The following is a 17,188-nucleotide window of genomic DNA, read 5'->3' on the forward strand; positions in this document are numbered from 1 at the left end:
ATTCCGACTTCTGACGTCGGAATTGGTCAAAATTTGTGCTATATTCCGCGCCCGCGATTTCCCTGATACCAAGAACCGGTCACTGACATGCAAGCAGCCAAACCACTTTTCGACTATCCCAAGTACTGGGCCGAATGCTTCGGGCCAGCGCCATTCCTGCCGATGAGCAGGGAGGAGATGGATCAGCTCGGCTGGGATTCCTGCGACATCATCATCGTGACCGGTGACGCCTACGTCGACCACCCGTCGTTCGGCATGGCCATCATCGGCCGGCTGCTCGAAGCCCAGGGCTTCCGGGTGGGCATCATTGCCCAGCCGAACTGGCAGAGCAAAGACGACTTCATGAAGCTGGGCGAGCCGAACCTGTTCTTCGGTGTCGCGGCCGGCAACATGGACTCGATGATCAACCGCTACACCGCCGACAAGAAGATCCGCTCGGACGACGCCTACACCCCGGGTGGCCTGGCCGGCAAGCGCCCCGACCGTGCCAGCCTGGTCTACAGCCAGCGCTGCAAGGAAGCCTACAAGCACGTGCCGATCGTGCTGGGTGGCATCGAGGCCTCGTTGCGCCGCATCGCGCACTACGACTACTGGCAGGACAAGGTGCGGCACTCGATCCTGATCGACGCCTGCGCCGACATCCTGCTGTACGGCAACGCCGAACGCGCGATCGTCGAAGTCGCCCAGCGCCTGTCCTACGGCCACAAGATCGAAGACATCACCGACATCCGCGGTACCGCCTTCGTGCGCCGCGACACCCCGCAGGGCTGGTACGAAGTGGACTCCACGCGTATCGACCGGCCGGGCAAGGTCGACAAGATCATCAACCCGTACGTGAACACCCAGGACACCCAGGCCTGCGCCATCGAGCAGGAGAAGGGCCCGGTCGAAGACCCGCAGGAAGCCAAGGTGGTGCAGATTCTGGCCAGCCCGCGCATGACCCGCGACAAGACCGTGATCCGCCTGCCGTCCTACGAGAAGGTGCGCAGCGATGCGGTGCTTTACGCCCACGCCAACCGCGTGCTGCACCTGGAAACCAACCCGGGCAACGCCCGTGCGCTGGTGCAGAAGCACGGCGAGGTGGACGTGTGGTTCAACCCGCCGCCCATCCCGATGACCACCGAAGAGATGGACTACGTGTTCGGCATGCCCTATGCGCGCGTCCCGCACCCGGCGTATGGCAAGGAGAAGATCCCGGCCTACGACATGATCCGCTTCTCGGTGAACATCATGCGTGGCTGCTTCGGTGGCTGCACCTTCTGCTCGATCACCGAGCACGAAGGCCGCATCATCCAGAACCGTTCCCACGACTCGATCATTCGCGAGATCGAAGAAATCCGCGACAAGGTGCCGGGCTTTACCGGGGTCATCTCCGACCTGGGCGGGCCGACCGCCAACATGTACCGCATTGCCTGCAAGAGCCCGGAAATCGAATCTGCGTGCCGCAAGCCGTCGTGCGTGTTCCCCGGCATCTGCCCCAACCTGAACACCGACCACTCGGCGCTGATTCAGCTGTACCGCAGTGCGCGTGACCTGCCGGGGGTGAAGAAGATCCTGATCGCCTCGGGCCTGCGCTACGACCTGGCAGTCGAGTCGCCGGAGTACGTCAAGGAGCTGGTCACCCACCACGTGGGCGGCTACCTCAAGATTGCCCCGGAGCATACCGAGGAAGGCCCGCTGAACCAGATGATGAAGCCTGGTATCGGCAGCTATGATCGCTTCAAGCGCATGTTCGAGAAGTACTCCAAGGAGGCGGGCAAGGAGCAGTACCTGATCCCGTACTTCATCGCGGCGCACCCGGGCACTACCGACGAAGACATGATGAACCTGGCCCTGTGGCTCAAGGGCAATGGCTTTCGCGCCGACCAGGTGCAGGCGTTCTACCCGTCGCCGATGGCCTCGGCCACTGCCATGTACCACTCGGGCAAGAACCCGCTGCGCAAGGTCACCTACAAGAGCGACGCGGTGACCATCGTCAAGAGCGAGGAGCAGCGCCGCCTGCACAAGGCGTTCCTGCGGTATCACGACCCCAAGGGCTGGCCGATGCTGCGCGAAGCCCTGCAGCGCATGGGGCGTGCCGACCTGATCGGGCCGGCCAAGCACCAGTTGATCCCGCTGCACCAGCCGGCGACCGACAGCTACCAGAGTGCGCGGCGCAAGAACTCGACGCCGGCGGGCAGCCACAAGGTGGCCAAGGAAACCAAGATCCTGACCCAGCACACCGGCTTGCCGCCGCGTGCCAGCGACGGTGCCAAGCCGTGGGACAAGCGCGAGCAGGCCAAGGCGGCCGCCTTTGCGCGTAACCAGGAAGCGGCCAAGGCACGCAAGGATGCCGCCAAGGGTGGCAAGGGCAAGGGCAAGAAGACCCGCGAGCCGGTGTTGCCACGCTGATACGCGTCGCGACCATCGCGGGTCAAGCCCGCTCCCACAGGTACAGTGCAGATCCATAGGCCACTGACTATCCTGTGGGAGCGGGCTTGACCCGCGATGAGGCCCGCAAGGCCACATCCATCCTTCTCCCCATCCCCGCCACACGCTACCCTGCATCACCTGCCGTCACCGAGCACGCCCATGGCTGACCCGCTGGCCTCACCAAGCCCTGCCTCCTACCACGAGATGTTCGCGGCGGATGGCAGCGTGCGCCCGCATTGGCAGCGCCTGCACCAGCACCTGCAACGCAGCGGTCCCACCCAGCTGGCCCAGCGCCAGGCCCAACTGGCGCGCCATCTGCAGGAAAACGGCGTCACCTACAACATCTACGCCGACCCCGACGGCACCGATCGCCCGTGGGAGCTGGACCTGCTGCCGCAGCTGATCCCCGCGCAGGAGTGGCAGGCGCTGGCGGCGGGCATCGCCCAGCGCGCGCACCTGCTCAACGCGGTACTGGCCGACATCTATGGCCCGCAGCGCCTGATCGGCGAAGGCCTGCTGCCGGCCGAGCTGGTGTTCGGCCACAACAATTTTCTCTGGCCGTGCCAGGGCATCACGCCGCCCGGCTCGACCTTCCTGCATGTGTACGCTGCCGATCTTGCCCGCGGCCCCGATGGGCGCTGGTGGGTCACCGCCGACCGCACCCAGGCGCCCTCCGGGGCCGGCTTCGCGCTGGAGAACCGCACGCTGGTCACGCGCACCCTGCCGGACCTGTACCGCGACCTGCACGTGCAGCACCTGGCCGGCTTCTTTCGCAACCTGCAACAGAGCCTGCTGCGCCTGGCACCCAGCGGTCAGGAACCGCCACTGGTGGTACTGCTGACCCCGGGGCGCTTCAACGAAAGCTATTTCGAGCACCTGTTCCTCGCCCGCCAACTGGGTTACCCACTGGTCGAAGGCAGCGACCTGACCGTGCGCGATGCCACGGTTTACCTCAAGACCCTGGGCGGGCTGCGCCGGGTGCACGCGATCATGCGCCGCCTGGACGACGATTTCTGCGACCCGCTGGAACTGCGTACCGACTCGGCCCTCGGCGTGCCCGGCCTGCTCGACGCGGTACGCCAGGGCCGCGTGCTGGTGGCCAATGCGCTGGGCAGCGGGGTGCTCGAATCTCCCGGCCTGCTCGGCTTTCTGCCGGCCATCAACCAGCACCTGTTCGGCGAGGCCCTGAGCCTGCCGTCGATCGCCACCTGGTGGTGCGGCGAGCCGCCTGCGCTGGAGCAGGCCCTGGCCAGGCTGCCGGAGCTGCTGATCAAGCCGGCGTTCCCCTCGCAGAGTTTCGCTGCGCTGTTCGGGCGCGACCTGGACGAGGCGGCGCGCGATGCCTTGGCCGGGCGCATCCGTGCACGCCCGTATGCCTACGTGGCACAGGAACTGGCGCAGTTGTCCCAGGCGCCGGTATGGCAGGGCACGCTGCAGGCGCGGCCGATCGGCATGCGGGTGTATGCGGTGGCCACCGCCGATGGCTACCGGGTGCTGCCCGGCGGCTTGACCCGGGTGGCCGCCCTGGCCGATGCCGAGGTGGTGTCGATGCAGCGCGGCGGGGCCAGCAAGGACACCTGGGTACTCGGCGAGGCGGCCCCGGTCGGCGAACAGTGGCAGGCCAGCCGCACCCTTGGCGTGGCCGATCTGATCCGCCAGGACCCGTACCTGCCGTCGCGGGTCGTGGAAAACCTGTTCTGGTTCGGCCGCTATTGCGAGCGCTGCGACACCAGCGCGCGCCTGCTGCGCATCCTGCTCAGCCGCTACCTAGATGGCGAACATCCGTCCACCTGGCAGGCGGCGGTGGCCCTGGCCGAAGAGCTTGAGCTGCTGCCCCCCGAGGGCACCCTGGCCGAGCGCCTGCGCGCCGCCTTGCTCGATGCCGACTGGGCGTTCAGCCTGCGCGCCAACCTGCAGCGCCTGCAATGGACCGCCGCCCAGGTGCGCGGCAAGCTCTCGCGGGAGAACTGGCAGGCGCTGGTGGAGTTGCAGCACGAAGCCCAGGCGCTGGGTGGGCAGACGGCGGACTTCGGCGAGCTGCTGGATTTTCTCAACCGCCTGGTGATGTCGCTGGCGGCGCTGTCCGGCTTTGCCCTGGACGACATGACCCGCGATGAAGGCTGGCGCTTTCTGATGATCGGGCGGCGCATCGAGCGCCTGCAGGGCTTGAGCCTGAGCCTGGCCAGTTTTCTGCGCGGCCCCGGCGCCTTCGACCAGGCGGGTTTGGAATGGCTGCTTGAACTGGGCAACAGCAGCATCACCTACCGCTCGCGCTACCTGGCGGTGGCGCAGTTGATCCCGGTGCTGGACCTGCTCCTGCTCGACCAGCAGAACCCCCATGCGGTGCTGTTCCAGCTCAAGCTGCTGGTGCGTGCCCTGGAACGCTCCAGCGATGAGTTCGGCAGCCCGCCAGACCCGACCCTGGCCCTGCTCGCCGAGCGCCTGTACCACTTCGACCTGGGCAGCCTGGAGCACGCGCTGTTCGGCAAGGCCAGCGTGCGCGCGGTGCTCGATGGCCTGGCCGAGTTGCTGGGCGAGATCGCCAAGGCCAGCCTGCAGGCCTCCGAGCGACTGGCGCTGCGCCACTTCGTGCATGTCGATGACATCAGCCAGCAGACGGTGTCGGCCTGATGAGCGCGCGCTACCAGGTACTGCACGACACCCATTACCGCTATGACAGCCCGGTGTCCCTGGCCCAGCAACTGGTGCATCTGTGGCCACGGGCCTGTGCCTGGCAGCAGTGCGAAGACCGGCAATTGCAGGTCGACCCGCTGCCGACCCGGCGGCGCGACGAGCTCGACGGCTTCGGCAACCCGCTGACCCGGCTGGCGCTGGAGCGCCAGCATGATCAACTGCGCGTGGTGACGCGGGTGCAGGTGAACGTGCTGTCGCGCGCCGCGCCAGTTCTGGCTGCCTCGCCGCCGTGGGAACAGGTGTGCCAGGCGCTGGCGTATTCGGGGCAGGCGCTGACTGCGGCCACGCTGGAGGCGTGCCGCTTTCGTTTCGAATCGCCGTATGTGCGGCTGAAGCAGCGTTTCGTCGCGTTTGCCGAGCCGTGTTTCGCCCCGGGCCAGCCGTTGCTGCTGTGCGTGCAGGCCCTGATGCAGCAGATTTTCAGCCAGTTCACCTTCGATGCCGGTGCCACCCAGGTGGCCACCCCGCTGGTGGAGGTGCTGCAGCGTCGCCGCGGCGTGTGCCAGGACTTCGCCCACCTGATGCTCGCGTGCCTGCGCTCGCGCGGGCTGGCGGCGCGCTATGTCAGCGGCTACCTGCTGACGCGCCCGCCGCCCGGGCAGGCCCGGCTGATCGGGGCCGATGCCTCGCATGCGTGGGTGTCGGTGTATTGCCCGGTCAACGGCTGGGTGGATTTCGACCCCACCAACAACCTGCTGCCGGCGCTGGAGCACATCACCCTGGCCTGGGGCCGGGATTTTTCCGATGTGTCACCGCTGCGTGGGGTGATTCTGGGCGGGGGCAGCCATGACCCGCAGGTGCAGGTGACAGTGTTGCCGCTGGATGAAGGCCCGGCGTGACGGCCCATCACTCCGGGCGCGCGAATTCGACGTTGCTGCCAGTGGCACCGCAGGCATAGGCAGCCAGCAGGCTGCGCATCAGACTACCAAGGGACATGTCCTGTACTCCTAATTGAGAGGTTGTCTCATCGTCCCTGAATGGCGCATGATGGTCCCGCGGATTTTGTGTATACAATCCATAGCGAAAATTTACTACCAGCGCGCCTAACCTGCCCCTTGACTCATATCAGGCCGGTGGGGGACGCTCTGGGGCAGTATAGAAACGGATAAAAAACCCCTGCCAAGGAGATTCACGATGTTTGCCAAAGCTGTTGCGGTATCCCTGCTGACCCTCGCCAGTGCCCAGGTCTTCGCTGCCGATTGCAAGGTCACGGTCGATTCCACCGACCAGATGTCCTTCAACACCAAGGCCATTGAGATCGACAAGAGCTGCAAGACTTTCACCGTCGAATTGACCCACTCGGGCAACCTGCCGAAGAACGTCATGGGCCACAACCTGGTGATCAGCAAAGAAGCTGACATGCAGCCAATCGCCACCGACGGCCTGAGCGCCGGTATCGACAAGGATTACCTGAAGGAAGGTGATGACCGCGTGATCGCCCACACCAAGGTGATCGGTGCTGGTGAGAAGGACTCGGTGACCTTCGATGTTTCCAAGCTCAAGGCTGACGAGAAGTACGGCTTCTTCTGCTCGTTCCCTGGCCACATCTCGATGATGAAAGGCACTGTTACCCTGAAGTAACCTTGCCTGGTCTGGCCTCTTCGCCGGCAAGGCCGGCTCCTACCGGGTTTCGTGGATACCCGTAGGAGCCGGCCTTGCCGGCGAAGTCGTTTCAAGGGGCGAATGGCATCTCGCGCTTGTGATGCGTCTTCTCGTACGTGCGCCTGATGATCTCGAACGCTTCCTCGCTCACTGCCTCGCCGTGCAGAAACGCATCGATCTGCGCATAGGTCACCCCATGCGATGCCTCGTCCGGCTTGCCCGGCGCCAGGTCTTCCAGGTCGGCGGTCGGCACCTTCTCCACCAGTGATTCCGGCGCGCCAAAGCTGCGTGCAATGTCGCGCACCTGATGTTTCACCAGCCCGCTCAACGGCGCCAGGTCGCAGGCCCCGTCACCGAACTTGGTAAAAAACCCCATCACCGCCTCGGCCGCGTGATCTGTGCCGATCACCAGCCCGCCACGTGCCCCGGCAATGGTGTACTGCGCCACCATGCGCATGCGCGCCTTGGTGTTGCCCACCACGAAATCCACCAGCGCCGGCTTGCCGTCCCTGAGCGCCTCGACCTCGGCCGCCAGCGCCTGCACCGCCGGCGCGATGTTCACCGTATGGCATTCGTCAGGCTGGATGAAATCGATGCACGCCTGGGCGTCATGCTCGTCATGCTGCACCTGATACGGCAGGCGTACGGCGATGAAGCGGTAATGCACATCGCCCGTCTGTTCGCGCAGCTCGTTGATCGCGCGCTGGGCGAGCAGGGCGCCGGTCAGCGAGTCGACACCACCGCTGATGCCCAGCACCAGGGTCTTGAGCCCGGCGTTCTTCAGGCATTGCTGGATGAAGGCCACGCGCCGGGCCTTCTCGGCCTCGAGCGCGGCCGCGTCGGCGAACGGCGGCTGAACCTTGAGCTGCTGCGCAATCTCTCGCTGGACGGCTTGCATGGGTTACTCCTTGGGCACTTTGAATACGTGGCGCAGGTAGGCGACGAAGTTGGCGTCGCGGCATTGGGTCTTGGCCGCTTCATCGGAAATCTTCGCCACGGGCTGGCCGTTGCAGTCGGTCATTTTAAGTACGATGCTCATCGGCGCCACCCCGGGAATGTCACAGGTGAGGTTGGTGCCGATGCCGAAGCTGACATTGATGCGCCCGCGCAAGGCGCGGAATATCTCCAGGGTCTTGGTCAGGTTCAGCCCGTCCGAGAACACCAGCGTCTTGGTCATCGGGTCGATCCCCAGCTTGCGGTAATGCGCGATGGCCTTCTCTGCCCATTGCACCGGATCGCCGGAGTCATGGCGCAGGCCGTCGAAGAGCTTGGCGAAGTACAGGTCGAAGTCGCCGAGGAATGCATCCATGGTGATGCAGTCGGTCAGTGCTATTCCCAACAGCCCGCGGTACTCGCGCACCCAGCAGTCCAGGGCGGCGATCTGGCTGTCGATCAGCCGCGGGCCGAGCTGCTGGTGGGCCATGATCCACTCGTGGGCCATGGTGCCCAGCGGTTTGATATCCAGTTTGCGTGCCAGATGCACGTTGCTGGTGCCCACGAAGCGCGCCGGGAACTCCGCCGTCAGCACCTTCACCACCTGTTCCTGGACCTTGTAGGAGAAGCGTCGGCGGGTGCCGAAGTCGGCCACCTGCAGTTCGGCCAGCTCCTCGCTGCTGGCATTGGCGCGCAGCCAGTCGAACTTGCGGTACAGCTGGTCGCGTGCATCCACCAGCTTGATCTGTGGATAACGGTGCTGGTTGCGCACCTCGCTGATGATCGCCAGCAGCGGCACCTCGAACAGGATCACGTGCAGCCACGGACCGTGCAGGCGCAGTACCAGTTCGTCGTGCTCGATGGCCAGGTGCAGGTAGCGCAGGTTGAAGCGAAACAGCCCCAGAAAGCGCAGAAAGTCCGGCTTCATGAAGCTGATCTGCTCCAGGAAGCCCAACTGCTCGGCACTGATGCTCAGCTCGCTGAGGCGCTCGATCTGTGCGCGGATCTGCGCCAGATAGGGGCGCAGGTCTTCGCCGTTGCGGCAGCGGAACTCCCACTCCACATCCACGTTGGGGTAGTTGTGCAGCACCGCCTGCATCATCGTCAGCTTGTAGAAATCGGTATCGAGCAGGCTCTGCACGATGCGGTTGGCGAAGGCACTTTCGCTCATAAAGGACTCCAGGTCGGGCGTGCGCCCATCCGGGGCCGCCAATGCAGCCCATTGTGCCAGTCTTTTTGCCGCTGAGGCCGGCGCCGACGGGGTTATTCGGTAGCAGGCTATGGGTAGCGGCGGTTTTCGCATTGGCCAGCTAGCCTCTTATGGTGCCCGCTGTAGCAGATGCGCACCAAGGATGTGCAGTTCGGTTACGTATCTTGTTACAGGCTGGTTGCACGTAAACACAGGTCAGGGTTGCAATGATGGCACTCAAGGGTTGCGCTTCAAGCGGTTCGTGGGTGGCGCCAGGTGCAGGGCAGGAGGTTGCACGGCCCGTGGAAAAGGCGCGAAAGCGGCGCCTGCCGAACCTGATCGCGAGTTTTTACAGAATAAAAATCCAATGGCACGGCCCTTGCTCATCGCAATTGCTGAACGTTGTAGTGCCAACCAAAAAAACTCAGGAGCACCACCTCATGTCGCAGACGTTTTACAAGAAAGGCTTTCTGGCCCTCGCCGTTGCCACGGCGATGGGCGTGTCTTCGTATGTACAGGCCGACGTCAAGATCGGTGTAGCGGGCCCGATGACCGGTGCCAACGCGGCGTTTGGCGAGCAATACATGAAAGGTGCGCAGGCGGCCACCGACAAGATCAATGCCGCGGGCGGCATCAACGGCGAGAAGATCGTGCTGGTCAAGGGCGACGATGCCTGCGAGCCCAAGCAGGCGGTGGCCGTGGCCAACCGCCTGGTCGACCAGGACAAGGTCATCGGCGTGGTCGGGCACTTCTGCTCGTCCAACACCATCCCGGCGTCGGAGGTGTACGACGAGGCCGGGGTCATCGCCATCACCCCCGGCTCGACCAACCCGCAGGTCACCGAACGTGGCCTGAGCGCCATGTTCCGCATGTGCGGGCGCGACGATCAGCAGGGCATCGTGGCCGGCGACTACATCGTCGATGTGCTCAAGGGCAAGAAGGTTGCCGTGCTGCACGACAAGGACACCTATGGCCAGGGCCTGGCCGACGCCACCAAGGCGCAGTTGACCAAGCGCGGCGTCACCCCGGTGCTGTACGAGGGCCTGACCCGTGGCGAGAAGGACTTCAGCGCCGTGGTCACCAAGATCCGCTCCACCGGTGCCGACGTGGTCTACTTCGGCGGCCTGCACCCCGAAGCCGGCCCGCTGGTACGCCAGTTGCGCGAGCAGGGGCTCAAGGACGTCAAGTTCATGTCCGACGACGGCATCGTCACCGACGAACTGGTGTCGACCGCCGGCGGCAAGCAGTACGTCGATGGCGTGTACATGACCTTTGGCGCCGACCCGCGCCTGCTGCCCGACAGCAAGGCGGTGGTGGACGAGTTCCGCAAGGCCGGTACCGAGCCCGAAGGCTACACCCTGTACGCCTACGCCTCGATCCAGGCCCTGGCCGCCGCGTTCAACGGTTCCAAGTCGAACAAGGGTGAAGACGCTGCCAAGTGGCTCAAGGCCAACCCGGTGCAGACCGTGATGGGCGAGAAGAAGTGGGACGCCAAGGGTGACCTGACCGTGTCCGACTACGTGGTCTACCAGTGGGACAAGGACGGCAAGTATCACCAACTGGAAAAACAAAAATAACAACGGCCGGCACCCCGGGCACTCGCTGCCCGGGGCGCGCCCCGGTTTTTGCCGTACCTGTCTTTTCTCGTAGATCTGCACAACCCGGCGCCGCTTGTACCGCCTCAACGGCGGTGCAACGTGGTCGGCGCTTGTGCAATCTCAAATACGTGAGATTGCGTTATGGATGGTATTTTCCTGCAGCAACTGATCAATGGTCTGACCCTGGGGTCGGTCTATGGTCTGATCGCCATCGGCTACACAATGGTCTATGGCATCATCGGCATGATCAACTTCGCGCACGGCGAGGTGTACATGATTTCCGCCTACCTGGCGGCTATCAGCCTGGCATTGCTGGCGTATTTCGGTATCGAGTCCTTTCCCCTGCTGATGCTCGGGACGCTGATCTTCACGGTGGTGGTCACCGGCGTGTATGGCTGGACCATCGAACGCATCGCCTACAAACCCCTGCGCAACTCCACCCGGCTGGCACCGCTGATCAGTGCCATCGGCATTTCGCTGATCCTGCAGAACTACGCGCAGATCAGCCAGGGCGCCCGCCAACAGGGCGTGCCGACCCTGCTCGAAGGCGCCTGGCGCCTTGAAGTGGGCACCGGCTTCGTGCAACTGACCTACACCAAGATCTTCATCCTGGTGGCAGCCTTCGTCGGCATGGCCGCGCTCACCTACATCATCAAGTTCACCAAGCTGGGGCGCATGTGCCGGGCCACCCAGCAGGACCGCAAGATGGCCTCGATCCTGGGCATCAACACCGACCGGGTGATCTCCTACGTGTTCGTCATCGGTGCGGTGATGGCCGCGCTGGCCGGCGTGCTGATCACCATGAACTACGGCACCTTCGACTTCTATGCCGGCTTCATCATCGGCATCAAGGCCTTCACCGCGGCGGTGCTGGGCGGTATCGGCTCGCTGCCGGGCGCGATGCTCGGGGGCATCATCCTGGGGATTTCCGAGTCGCTGTTCTCCGGGCTGATCAACTCCGACTACAAGGACGTGTTCAGCTTCTCGCTGCTGGTACTGATCCTGATCTTCCGTCCCCAAGGCCTGCTGGGTCGCCCACTCGTGGCCAAGGTGTAAGTATGTCTGCTGCCAAAAACGCTTCCATCGATATCAAGCGCAGCCTGGTCGATATGGTTCTCGCCGGGCTGATTTCCCTGATCGTGTTCGGCCCCATCGTCGGCGTGGTGCTCGACGGCTACAGCTTCAACATGCAGCCCGCGCGTGTCGCCTGGCTGGTGGCGGGGGTGATGCTGGGGCGCTTCGTGCTCAGCCTGTTCCTGCAGACCAGCAAGGGCCAGGCCATCCTGCAGGGCTTCGAGAGCAGTGGCTCGGGTGTGCATGTGCTGGCGCCGGACTACAAGTCGCGCCTGCGCTGGATCATCCCGGCACTGATCGTGATTGCCATCGTGTTCCCGTTCTTCGCCAACAAGTACCTGCTTACCGTGGTCATCCTGGGGCTGATCTACGTGCTGCTGGGCCTGGGGCTGAACATCGTGGTGGGCCTGGCCGGGCTGCTCGACCTGGGCTACGTGGCGTTCTACGCCATCGGTGCCTATGGCCTGGCGCTGGGCTACCAGTACCTGGGGCTGGGCTTCTGGACAGTGCTGCCGCTGGCGGCGATCGCCGCGGCACTGGCCGGCTGCATACTGGGCTTTCCGGTGCTGAGGATGCACGGGGACTACCTGGCCATCGTGACCCTGGGCTTTGGCGAGATCATCCGCCTGGTGCTCAACAACTGGCTGTCCTTCACCGGCGGGCCCAACGGCATGCCGGTACCGTCGCCGACCTTCATGGGCCTGGAATTCGGGCGCCGAGCCAAGGACGGCGGGGTACCGTTCCACGAGTTCTTCGGCATCGACTACAACCCCAACGTGAAATTCCTGTTCATCTACATCGTGCTGTTCCTGGTGGTGCTGGCGGTGCTGTACATCAAGCACCGGCTCACCCGCATGCCGGTGGGGCGCGCCTGGGAAGCACTGCGCGAGGACGAGATCGCCTGCCGCTCGATGGGCCTGAACCATGTGCTGGTCAAGCTCTCGGCGTTCACCCTGGGTGCGTCCACCGCAGGCCTGGCCGGGGTGTTCTTCGCCAGCTACCAGGGCTTCGTCAACCCGTCCTCGTTCACCTTCTTCGAGTCGGCGCTGATCCTGGCCATCGTGGTGCTCGGCGGCATGGGCTCGACGGTCGGGGTGGTGATCGCCGCCTTCGTGCTCACCGTGGCGCCGGAGCTGCTGCGCAGCTTCTCCGAGTACCGCGTGCTGCTGTTTGGCGTGCTGATGGTGTTGATGATGATCTGGCGACCGCGTGGGCTGATCCGCATCAGCCGCACCGGTGTGGTCCCGCGTAAAGGAGTGGCGCCATGAGCGACGAAGTGATTCTTTCGGTCGACAACCTGATGATGCAGTTCGGCGGCATCAAGGCGCTCAGCGACGTGAGCCTGAAGGTCCGGCGCAACGCCATCTTCGCGCTTATCGGCCCCAACGGCGCGGGCAAGACCACCGTGTTCAACTGCCTTACCGGGTTCTACAAGGCCAGCGGCGGCAAGATCGAGCTGAACCTGCGCGGCACTCGCACCAATGTCATCCAGCTGCTGGGCGAACGCTTCCAGGCGGCCGACTTCGTGTCGCCCAGAAGCTTTGCCAGCCGCCTGTACTACAAGATGTTCGGCGGCACCCACCTGGTCAACCGGGCGGGGCTGGCGCGTACCTTCCAGAACATTCGCCTGTTCAAGGAAATGTCGGTGGTGGAGAACCTGCTGGTGGCCCAGCACATGTGGGTCAACCGCAACCTGCTGGCCGGGGTGCTCAACACCAAGGCCTACCGTCAGGCCGAGAGCGACGCCCTGGACCATGCCTTCTACTGGCTGGAGGTGGTCGACCTGGTGGACTGTGCCAACCGCCTGGCCGGCGAGCTCTCGTATGGCCAGCAGCGCCGCCTGGAAATTGCCCGGGCCATGTGCACTCGCCCGCAGATCATCTGCCTGGACGAACCCGCCGCCGGCCTCAACCCGCAGGAAACCGAAGCGCTCAGCCGCATGATCCGCGTGCTGCGCGACGAGCATGACCTGACGGTGGTACTGATCGAACATGACATGGGCATGGTAATGAGCATTTCCGACCATATCGTGGTGCTGGACCACGGCAACGTGATCGCCGAGGGCGCGCCGCAGGAGATCCGCAACAACCCGACGGTGATCGCGGCCTACCTGGGCGCCGATGAAGAGGAGCTGGCATGAGCGTACCGATCCTCGAACTGAAGGACCTGGACGTGTTCTACGGCCCGATCCAGGCGTTGAAAAAGGTCTCGATGCACATCGACGAAGGCGAGACGGTAAGCCTGATCGGCTCCAACGGCGCGGGCAAGTCCACGCTGCTGATGTCGATCTTCGGCCAGCCGCGCGCGGCGTCGGGGCAGATCCTCTACCGGGGCACCGATATCACCCACAAGTCGTCCCACTACATCGCCTCCAACGGCATTGCGCAGTCGCCGGAGGGGCGCCGGGTGTTCCCGGACATGTCGGTGGAAGAGAACCTGATGATGGGCACCATCCCGATTGGCGACAAGTTCGCCGGCGAGGACATGCAGCGCATGTTCGAGCTTTTTCCGCGGCTCAAGGAACGGCGCAACCAGCGGGCGATGACCATGTCCGGTGGCGAGCAGCAGATGCTGGCGATTGCCCGGGCGCTGATGAGCCGGCCCAAGTTGCTGTTGCTGGATGAACCGTCGCTGGGGCTGGCGCCGATCGTGGTCAAGCAGATCTTCTCGACCTTGCGCGAGCTGGCCAAGACCGGCATGACCATCTTCCTGGTGGAACAGAACGCCAACCATGCGCTCAAGCTGTCGGACCGCGCCTACGTGATGGTCAACGGGCAGATCCGCATGACCGGCACCGGCCAGGAACTGCTGGTCAACGAGGAGGTGCGCAACGCGTATCTGGGTGGGCACTGACGGCGAACATTAAAGAAGACCCCGGCTTGCCGGGGTTTTTTCTGTGCGTATTACGGCCCAATCGCGGGTCGAGCCCGCTCCCACAGGGGTAGCGGTGAACCTTGTGGGAGCGGGCTTGAATCGCGATCGGGCCGCAGATCGGCCTTGCGGCAGATTGTGGAAAAGTTATTTGAAGGTGTGCAGGTAACGCGACACAACGTCGCTCCAGGCACTTGTTTTCAAAGGCATTGAAGTTGTCCCCGATTCGTGTGGAACCGACTGTGGGTAACTTGGTAGTACATGGCTGAAGACCATGTAATACAAGGCTTACAGAGGTGTGGTTGTTTTTTGAGCAGCGGTTTTTCTGACGCTGCAGCGGGCATTTGTCAAGGCTTTTATGGCGAGGTCGATTGCCCCTCATTTCACCTGTGCAGCCTGTGGATAACTCTGTGGGCAAGCACTGGAAAGACTGGCGCAGGCAGCGAGATCAAAGGCCTCGGGCCATCACTGCAGTTATCCTTTTGCATCTCTGACTGTCGCGTTGTTCAAGGGGCGGCCGCCAGGTCAAGCGAAATACTTCCCACGCCAGGCCACAGCCCGCTCAAACCGTGGGCCGCAGCCTGTGCAGTTGCCCCCAGTCTGTGTGGAAGGGCCTGTGGATAACGTGCGTACAGCTCGCGCCGGGCCTTGCGGGGCAAGGCTTTCAGGGTTTTGATCGTTTTTTGTACAGTTGATTTTCGGCTTGCTGCGCAGCGCCGTGGCGGGGCATGCTGCACGCCCTGTCGATCAGTTGCCCGTGGGCACGTTTTCCCGAGGAGATTTTCCATGACTTCCACCGTATTCATCACGGGCGCCACCTCCGGTTTTGGCGAAGCCTGCGCACGTCGCTTCGCCGAGGCGGGCTGGTCGCTGGTGCTGACCGGTCGGCGCCAGGAGCGCCTGGAGGCGCTGTGTGCGGAGCTGTCCAAGCAGACCGAAGTGCATGGCCTGGTACTCGATGTGCGTGACCGCAAGGCCATGGAAGCGGCCATCGAAGGCTTGCCGCCGACCTTTGCCAAGCTGCGCGGGCTGATCAACAACGCCGGCCTGGCCCTGGGTGCCGACCCGGCGCCCAAGTGCGACCTGGACGACTGGGAGACCATGGTCGACACCAACATCAAGGGCCTGATGTACAGCACCCGCCTGCTGCTGCCGCGCCTGATCGCCCACGGGCGTGGCGCGACGATCCTCAACGTCGGGTCGGTGGCGGGCAACTATCCGTACCCAGGCAGCCATGTGTATGGCGGTACCAAGGCGTTCGTCGGGCAGTTCTCGCTGAGCCTGCGCTGCGACCTGCAGGGCACGGGCGTGCGGGTCAGCAACATCGAGCCGGGGCTGTGCGAGAGCGAGTTCTCGCTGGTGCGCTTCGGGGGTGACAAGGCGCGCTACGACGCCACCTATGCCGGTGCCGAGCCGATCCAGCCGCAGGACATTGCCGAGACCATCTTCTGGATTCTCAACCAGCCGGCGCACATCAACATCAACAGCCTCGAGCTGATGCCGGTGAGCCAGGCGTGGGCGGGGTTCTCGATCGATCGTTCGAAGGCCTGAGTGCACTTTCGCCGGCAAGGCCGGCTCCTGCAACTCATGTAGGAGCCAGCGTTGCTGGCGAAGGCATCAGAGGGCGCGCTGCAACCCTTCCAGGCAGGTCGCCAGGTGGTACGGCGTGGTCGACGGCATATCGTGCCGGCTCACCGCGCCACTGGCGTCGCGGCATTCATGCCAGCCGCCGTCATGCAGAAAGTTCTGCTGCAATGCCTGCAGTTGCGCCAGCACCTTGCCCGCGCTGTCGGGCCGCAGCGCCAACGCACGCAGGTATTCGGCCTGGGCCCAGATGCGCTGGGTGGCGTCACGCACGCTGCCGTCGACATTGAGCATCGCCAGCACCGCACCGTCCTTTACCCCCTGTTGCTCGGCATAGCCGAATGCGCGGCTCAACGAGCCATGCAGCGCGCCGCCGCGCAGCAGCGGTGAGGATTCGAGCAGATAGAACCACTCGAACTGGTGCCCCGGTTCGAACCAGTTATCCACAGCCCCGCGCGGTTTTTCCAGCATCACCCCATGTGCCGGGTCGATGAAGTGCGCCTGCATGGCCTCGGTGAGGTTCACCAGCGCGTCCTGTACCACCGCGTCGTGACGCACCGACAGGGTGGCGAGGAAGGCTTCGGCCAGGTGCATCAGCGGGTTCTGCAACGGCCCGCTGCCCAGCGTCGACCAGTCTTCGGCCAGGCTCGCCTCGTACAGGCCGTGCTCGGTGGCAAAGCGCTCCAGCACCACTTCAAGGGCTGCATTCAAGGTCGACTCGGCCATTGCTTCGTTCACCTTGCCCCAGTAATGCGCGCAGGCGAACACGATGAAGGCGTGGGTGTAGAGGTCCTTGGTGCGGTCCAGCGGGTTGCCCTGGGCGTCGATGCTGTAGAACCAGCCGCCGTGCTCGGCGTCGTGAAAGTGGCGTTGCAGGGTGCGCAGCAGGGCGGCGGCACGTTCCGCGGCGCCAGGCTGCTCGATGCGGCTGCTGAACAGGTACAGCTGGCGCGCGCAGGCCATGGCACGGTAGCGCTGTACCGGCAGGGGCCGGTGCTGCGGGTCGAGGGCTTCGAATGGCAGGGCCATGTCCGCGTTCCAGCCCGGGCCTTGCCACAGCGGCACGATGCGCTGGGCGAAGTGCTGCTGGACGCTGTCGAGCAGGGCAGGGAGTTCAGGCTGGGCGGTACGAAGGTCGGGCATGGAGAGGCGTCGTCGCGGTGGGCGTTTGTGGCGCATGGTAGCAGGAATTGCGGTTCGGCTTGAGCACCCCTTCGCTGGCAAGCCAAGG

At 64.3% G+C, this 17,188-nt stretch carries 13 protein-coding genes; 10 read left to right on the forward strand and 3 right to left on the reverse strand.

From position 1 onward, the window contains the following. Nucleotides 1–87 precede the first annotated feature (87 nt). From N0B28_RS02415 to azu, 4 genes are all read left to right on the forward strand, one after another. Nucleotides 88–2,391 (forward strand): YgiQ family radical SAM protein, encoded by a 2,304-nt coding sequence (locus N0B28_RS02415; protein WP_043863520.1) that lies wholly within the window; start codon nucleotides 88–90, stop codon nucleotides 2,389–2,391. A 180-nt stretch (nucleotides 2,392–2,571) separates the two neighbouring features. Continuing rightward, nucleotides 2,572–5,043 carry a circularly permuted type 2 ATP-grasp protein gene (locus tag N0B28_RS02420; protein WP_275730147.1) on the forward strand — a complete coding sequence of 824 codons (2,472 nt, stop codon included), beginning with the start codon at nucleotides 2,572–2,574 and terminating at the stop codon, nucleotides 5,041–5,043. Next, complete coding sequence (locus N0B28_RS02425) at nucleotides 5,043–5,945, forward strand: transglutaminase family protein (RefSeq protein WP_275730150.1); 903 nt, start codon at nucleotides 5,043–5,045, stop codon at nucleotides 5,943–5,945. The genes N0B28_RS02420 and N0B28_RS02425 overlap by 1 nt, the downstream gene beginning before the upstream one ends. A 295-nt stretch (nucleotides 5,946–6,240) precedes the next feature. After that, a complete protein-coding gene (gene azu, locus N0B28_RS02430; RefSeq protein WP_043863517.1) occupies nucleotides 6,241–6,687 on the forward strand; it encodes an azurin in 447 nt (148 codons plus the stop codon). Between the two features lie 91 nt (nucleotides 6,688–6,778). Here the strand turns inward: azu and nadE are convergent, their stop codons facing one another. Next, on the reverse strand, nucleotides 6,779–7,606 hold the full coding sequence (gene nadE / locus N0B28_RS02435; protein ID WP_043863516.1) for an ammonia-dependent NAD(+) synthetase: 828 nt from the start codon (nucleotides 7,604–7,606) through the stop codon (nucleotides 6,779–6,781). Nucleotides 7,607–7,609: 3 nt separating this feature from the next. After that, nucleotides 7,610–8,812, reverse strand: coding sequence for a nicotinate phosphoribosyltransferase (gene pncB / locus N0B28_RS02440; RefSeq protein ID WP_043863515.1), 1,203 nt, complete (start codon nucleotides 8,810–8,812; stop codon nucleotides 7,610–7,612). Between the two features lie 458 nt (nucleotides 8,813–9,270). Here pncB and N0B28_RS02445 point away from each other — a divergent pair, with 458 nt between their 5' ends. From N0B28_RS02445 to N0B28_RS02470, 6 genes are all read left to right on the forward strand, one after another. Then, complete coding sequence (locus tag N0B28_RS02445; protein WP_043863514.1) at nucleotides 9,271–10,407, forward strand: branched-chain amino acid ABC transporter substrate-binding protein; 1,137 nt, start codon at nucleotides 9,271–9,273, stop codon at nucleotides 10,405–10,407. Nucleotides 10,408–10,569: 162 nt separating this feature from the next. Then, the gene (locus tag N0B28_RS02450; protein ID WP_043863513.1) at nucleotides 10,570–11,484 is read left to right on the forward strand and encodes a branched-chain amino acid ABC transporter permease; all 915 of its coding nucleotides are present in this window, start codon (nucleotides 10,570–10,572) and stop codon (nucleotides 11,482–11,484) included. A 2-nt stretch (nucleotides 11,485–11,486) separates the two neighbouring features. Then, nucleotides 11,487–12,770, forward strand: a complete 1,284-nt coding sequence (gene livM, locus N0B28_RS02455) for a high-affinity branched-chain amino acid ABC transporter permease LivM (RefSeq protein ID WP_043863512.1) — start codon at nucleotides 11,487–11,489, stop codon at nucleotides 12,768–12,770. Then, nucleotides 12,767–13,642, forward strand: coding sequence for an ATP-binding cassette domain-containing protein (locus N0B28_RS02460; RefSeq protein ID WP_054916169.1), 876 nt, complete (start codon nucleotides 12,767–12,769; stop codon nucleotides 13,640–13,642). Before livM ends, N0B28_RS02460 begins: the two co-directional genes overlap by 4 nt. Then, on the forward strand, nucleotides 13,639–14,355 hold the full coding sequence (locus N0B28_RS02465; protein WP_043863511.1) for an ABC transporter ATP-binding protein: 717 nt from the start codon (nucleotides 13,639–13,641) through the stop codon (nucleotides 14,353–14,355). The genes N0B28_RS02460 and N0B28_RS02465 overlap by 4 nt, the downstream gene beginning before the upstream one ends. 804 nt (nucleotides 14,356–15,159) lie before the next feature. Beyond that, a complete protein-coding gene (locus N0B28_RS02470; RefSeq protein WP_043863510.1) occupies nucleotides 15,160–15,924 on the forward strand; it encodes an SDR family oxidoreductase in 765 nt (254 codons plus the stop codon). A gap of 66 nt (nucleotides 15,925–15,990) precedes the next feature. On the opposite strand, the gene N0B28_RS02475 is transcribed toward N0B28_RS02470, so the two are convergent. Further along, nucleotides 15,991–17,100, reverse strand: a complete 1,110-nt coding sequence (locus tag N0B28_RS02475; RefSeq protein ID WP_043863509.1) for an AGE family epimerase/isomerase — start codon at nucleotides 17,098–17,100, stop codon at nucleotides 15,991–15,993. Between the last annotated feature and the right edge of the window lie 88 nt (nucleotides 17,101–17,188).

The organism is Pseudomonas sp. SD17-1 (genome assembly GCF_029201585.1).
In the GTDB taxonomy this organism is placed as follows: domain Bacteria; phylum Pseudomonadota; class Gammaproteobacteria; order Pseudomonadales; family Pseudomonadaceae; genus Aquipseudomonas; species Aquipseudomonas palmensis.

Coding starts and splice junctions, on each gene's coding strand:
- N0B28_RS02415 (WP_043863520.1), top strand. CDS start 88: ATGCAAGCAGCCAAACCACTTTTCGACTATCCCAAGTACTGGGCCGAA.
- N0B28_RS02420 (WP_275730147.1), top strand. CDS start 2,572: ATGGCTGACCCGCTGGCCTCACCAAGCCCTGCCTCCTACCACGAGATG.
- N0B28_RS02425 (WP_275730150.1), top strand. CDS start 5,043: ATGAGCGCGCGCTACCAGGTACTGCACGACACCCATTACCGCTATGAC.
- azu (WP_043863517.1), top strand. CDS start 6,241: ATGTTTGCCAAAGCTGTTGCGGTATCCCTGCTGACCCTCGCCAGTGCC.
- nadE (WP_043863516.1), bottom strand. CDS start 7,606: ATGCAAGCCGTCCAGCGAGAGATTGCGCAGCAGCTCAAGGTTCAGCCG.
- pncB (WP_043863515.1), bottom strand. CDS start 8,812: ATGAGCGAAAGTGCCTTCGCCAACCGCATCGTGCAGAGCCTGCTCGAT.
- N0B28_RS02445 (WP_043863514.1), top strand. CDS start 9,271: ATGTCGCAGACGTTTTACAAGAAAGGCTTTCTGGCCCTCGCCGTTGCC.
- N0B28_RS02450 (WP_043863513.1), top strand. CDS start 10,570: ATGGATGGTATTTTCCTGCAGCAACTGATCAATGGTCTGACCCTGGGG.
- livM (WP_043863512.1), top strand. CDS start 11,487: ATGTCTGCTGCCAAAAACGCTTCCATCGATATCAAGCGCAGCCTGGTC.
- N0B28_RS02460 (WP_054916169.1), top strand. CDS start 12,767: ATGAGCGACGAAGTGATTCTTTCGGTCGACAACCTGATGATGCAGTTC.
- N0B28_RS02465 (WP_043863511.1), top strand. CDS start 13,639: ATGAGCGTACCGATCCTCGAACTGAAGGACCTGGACGTGTTCTACGGC.
- N0B28_RS02470 (WP_043863510.1), top strand. CDS start 15,160: ATGACTTCCACCGTATTCATCACGGGCGCCACCTCCGGTTTTGGCGAA.
- N0B28_RS02475 (WP_043863509.1), bottom strand. CDS start 17,100: ATGCCCGACCTTCGTACCGCCCAGCCTGAACTCCCTGCCCTGCTCGAC.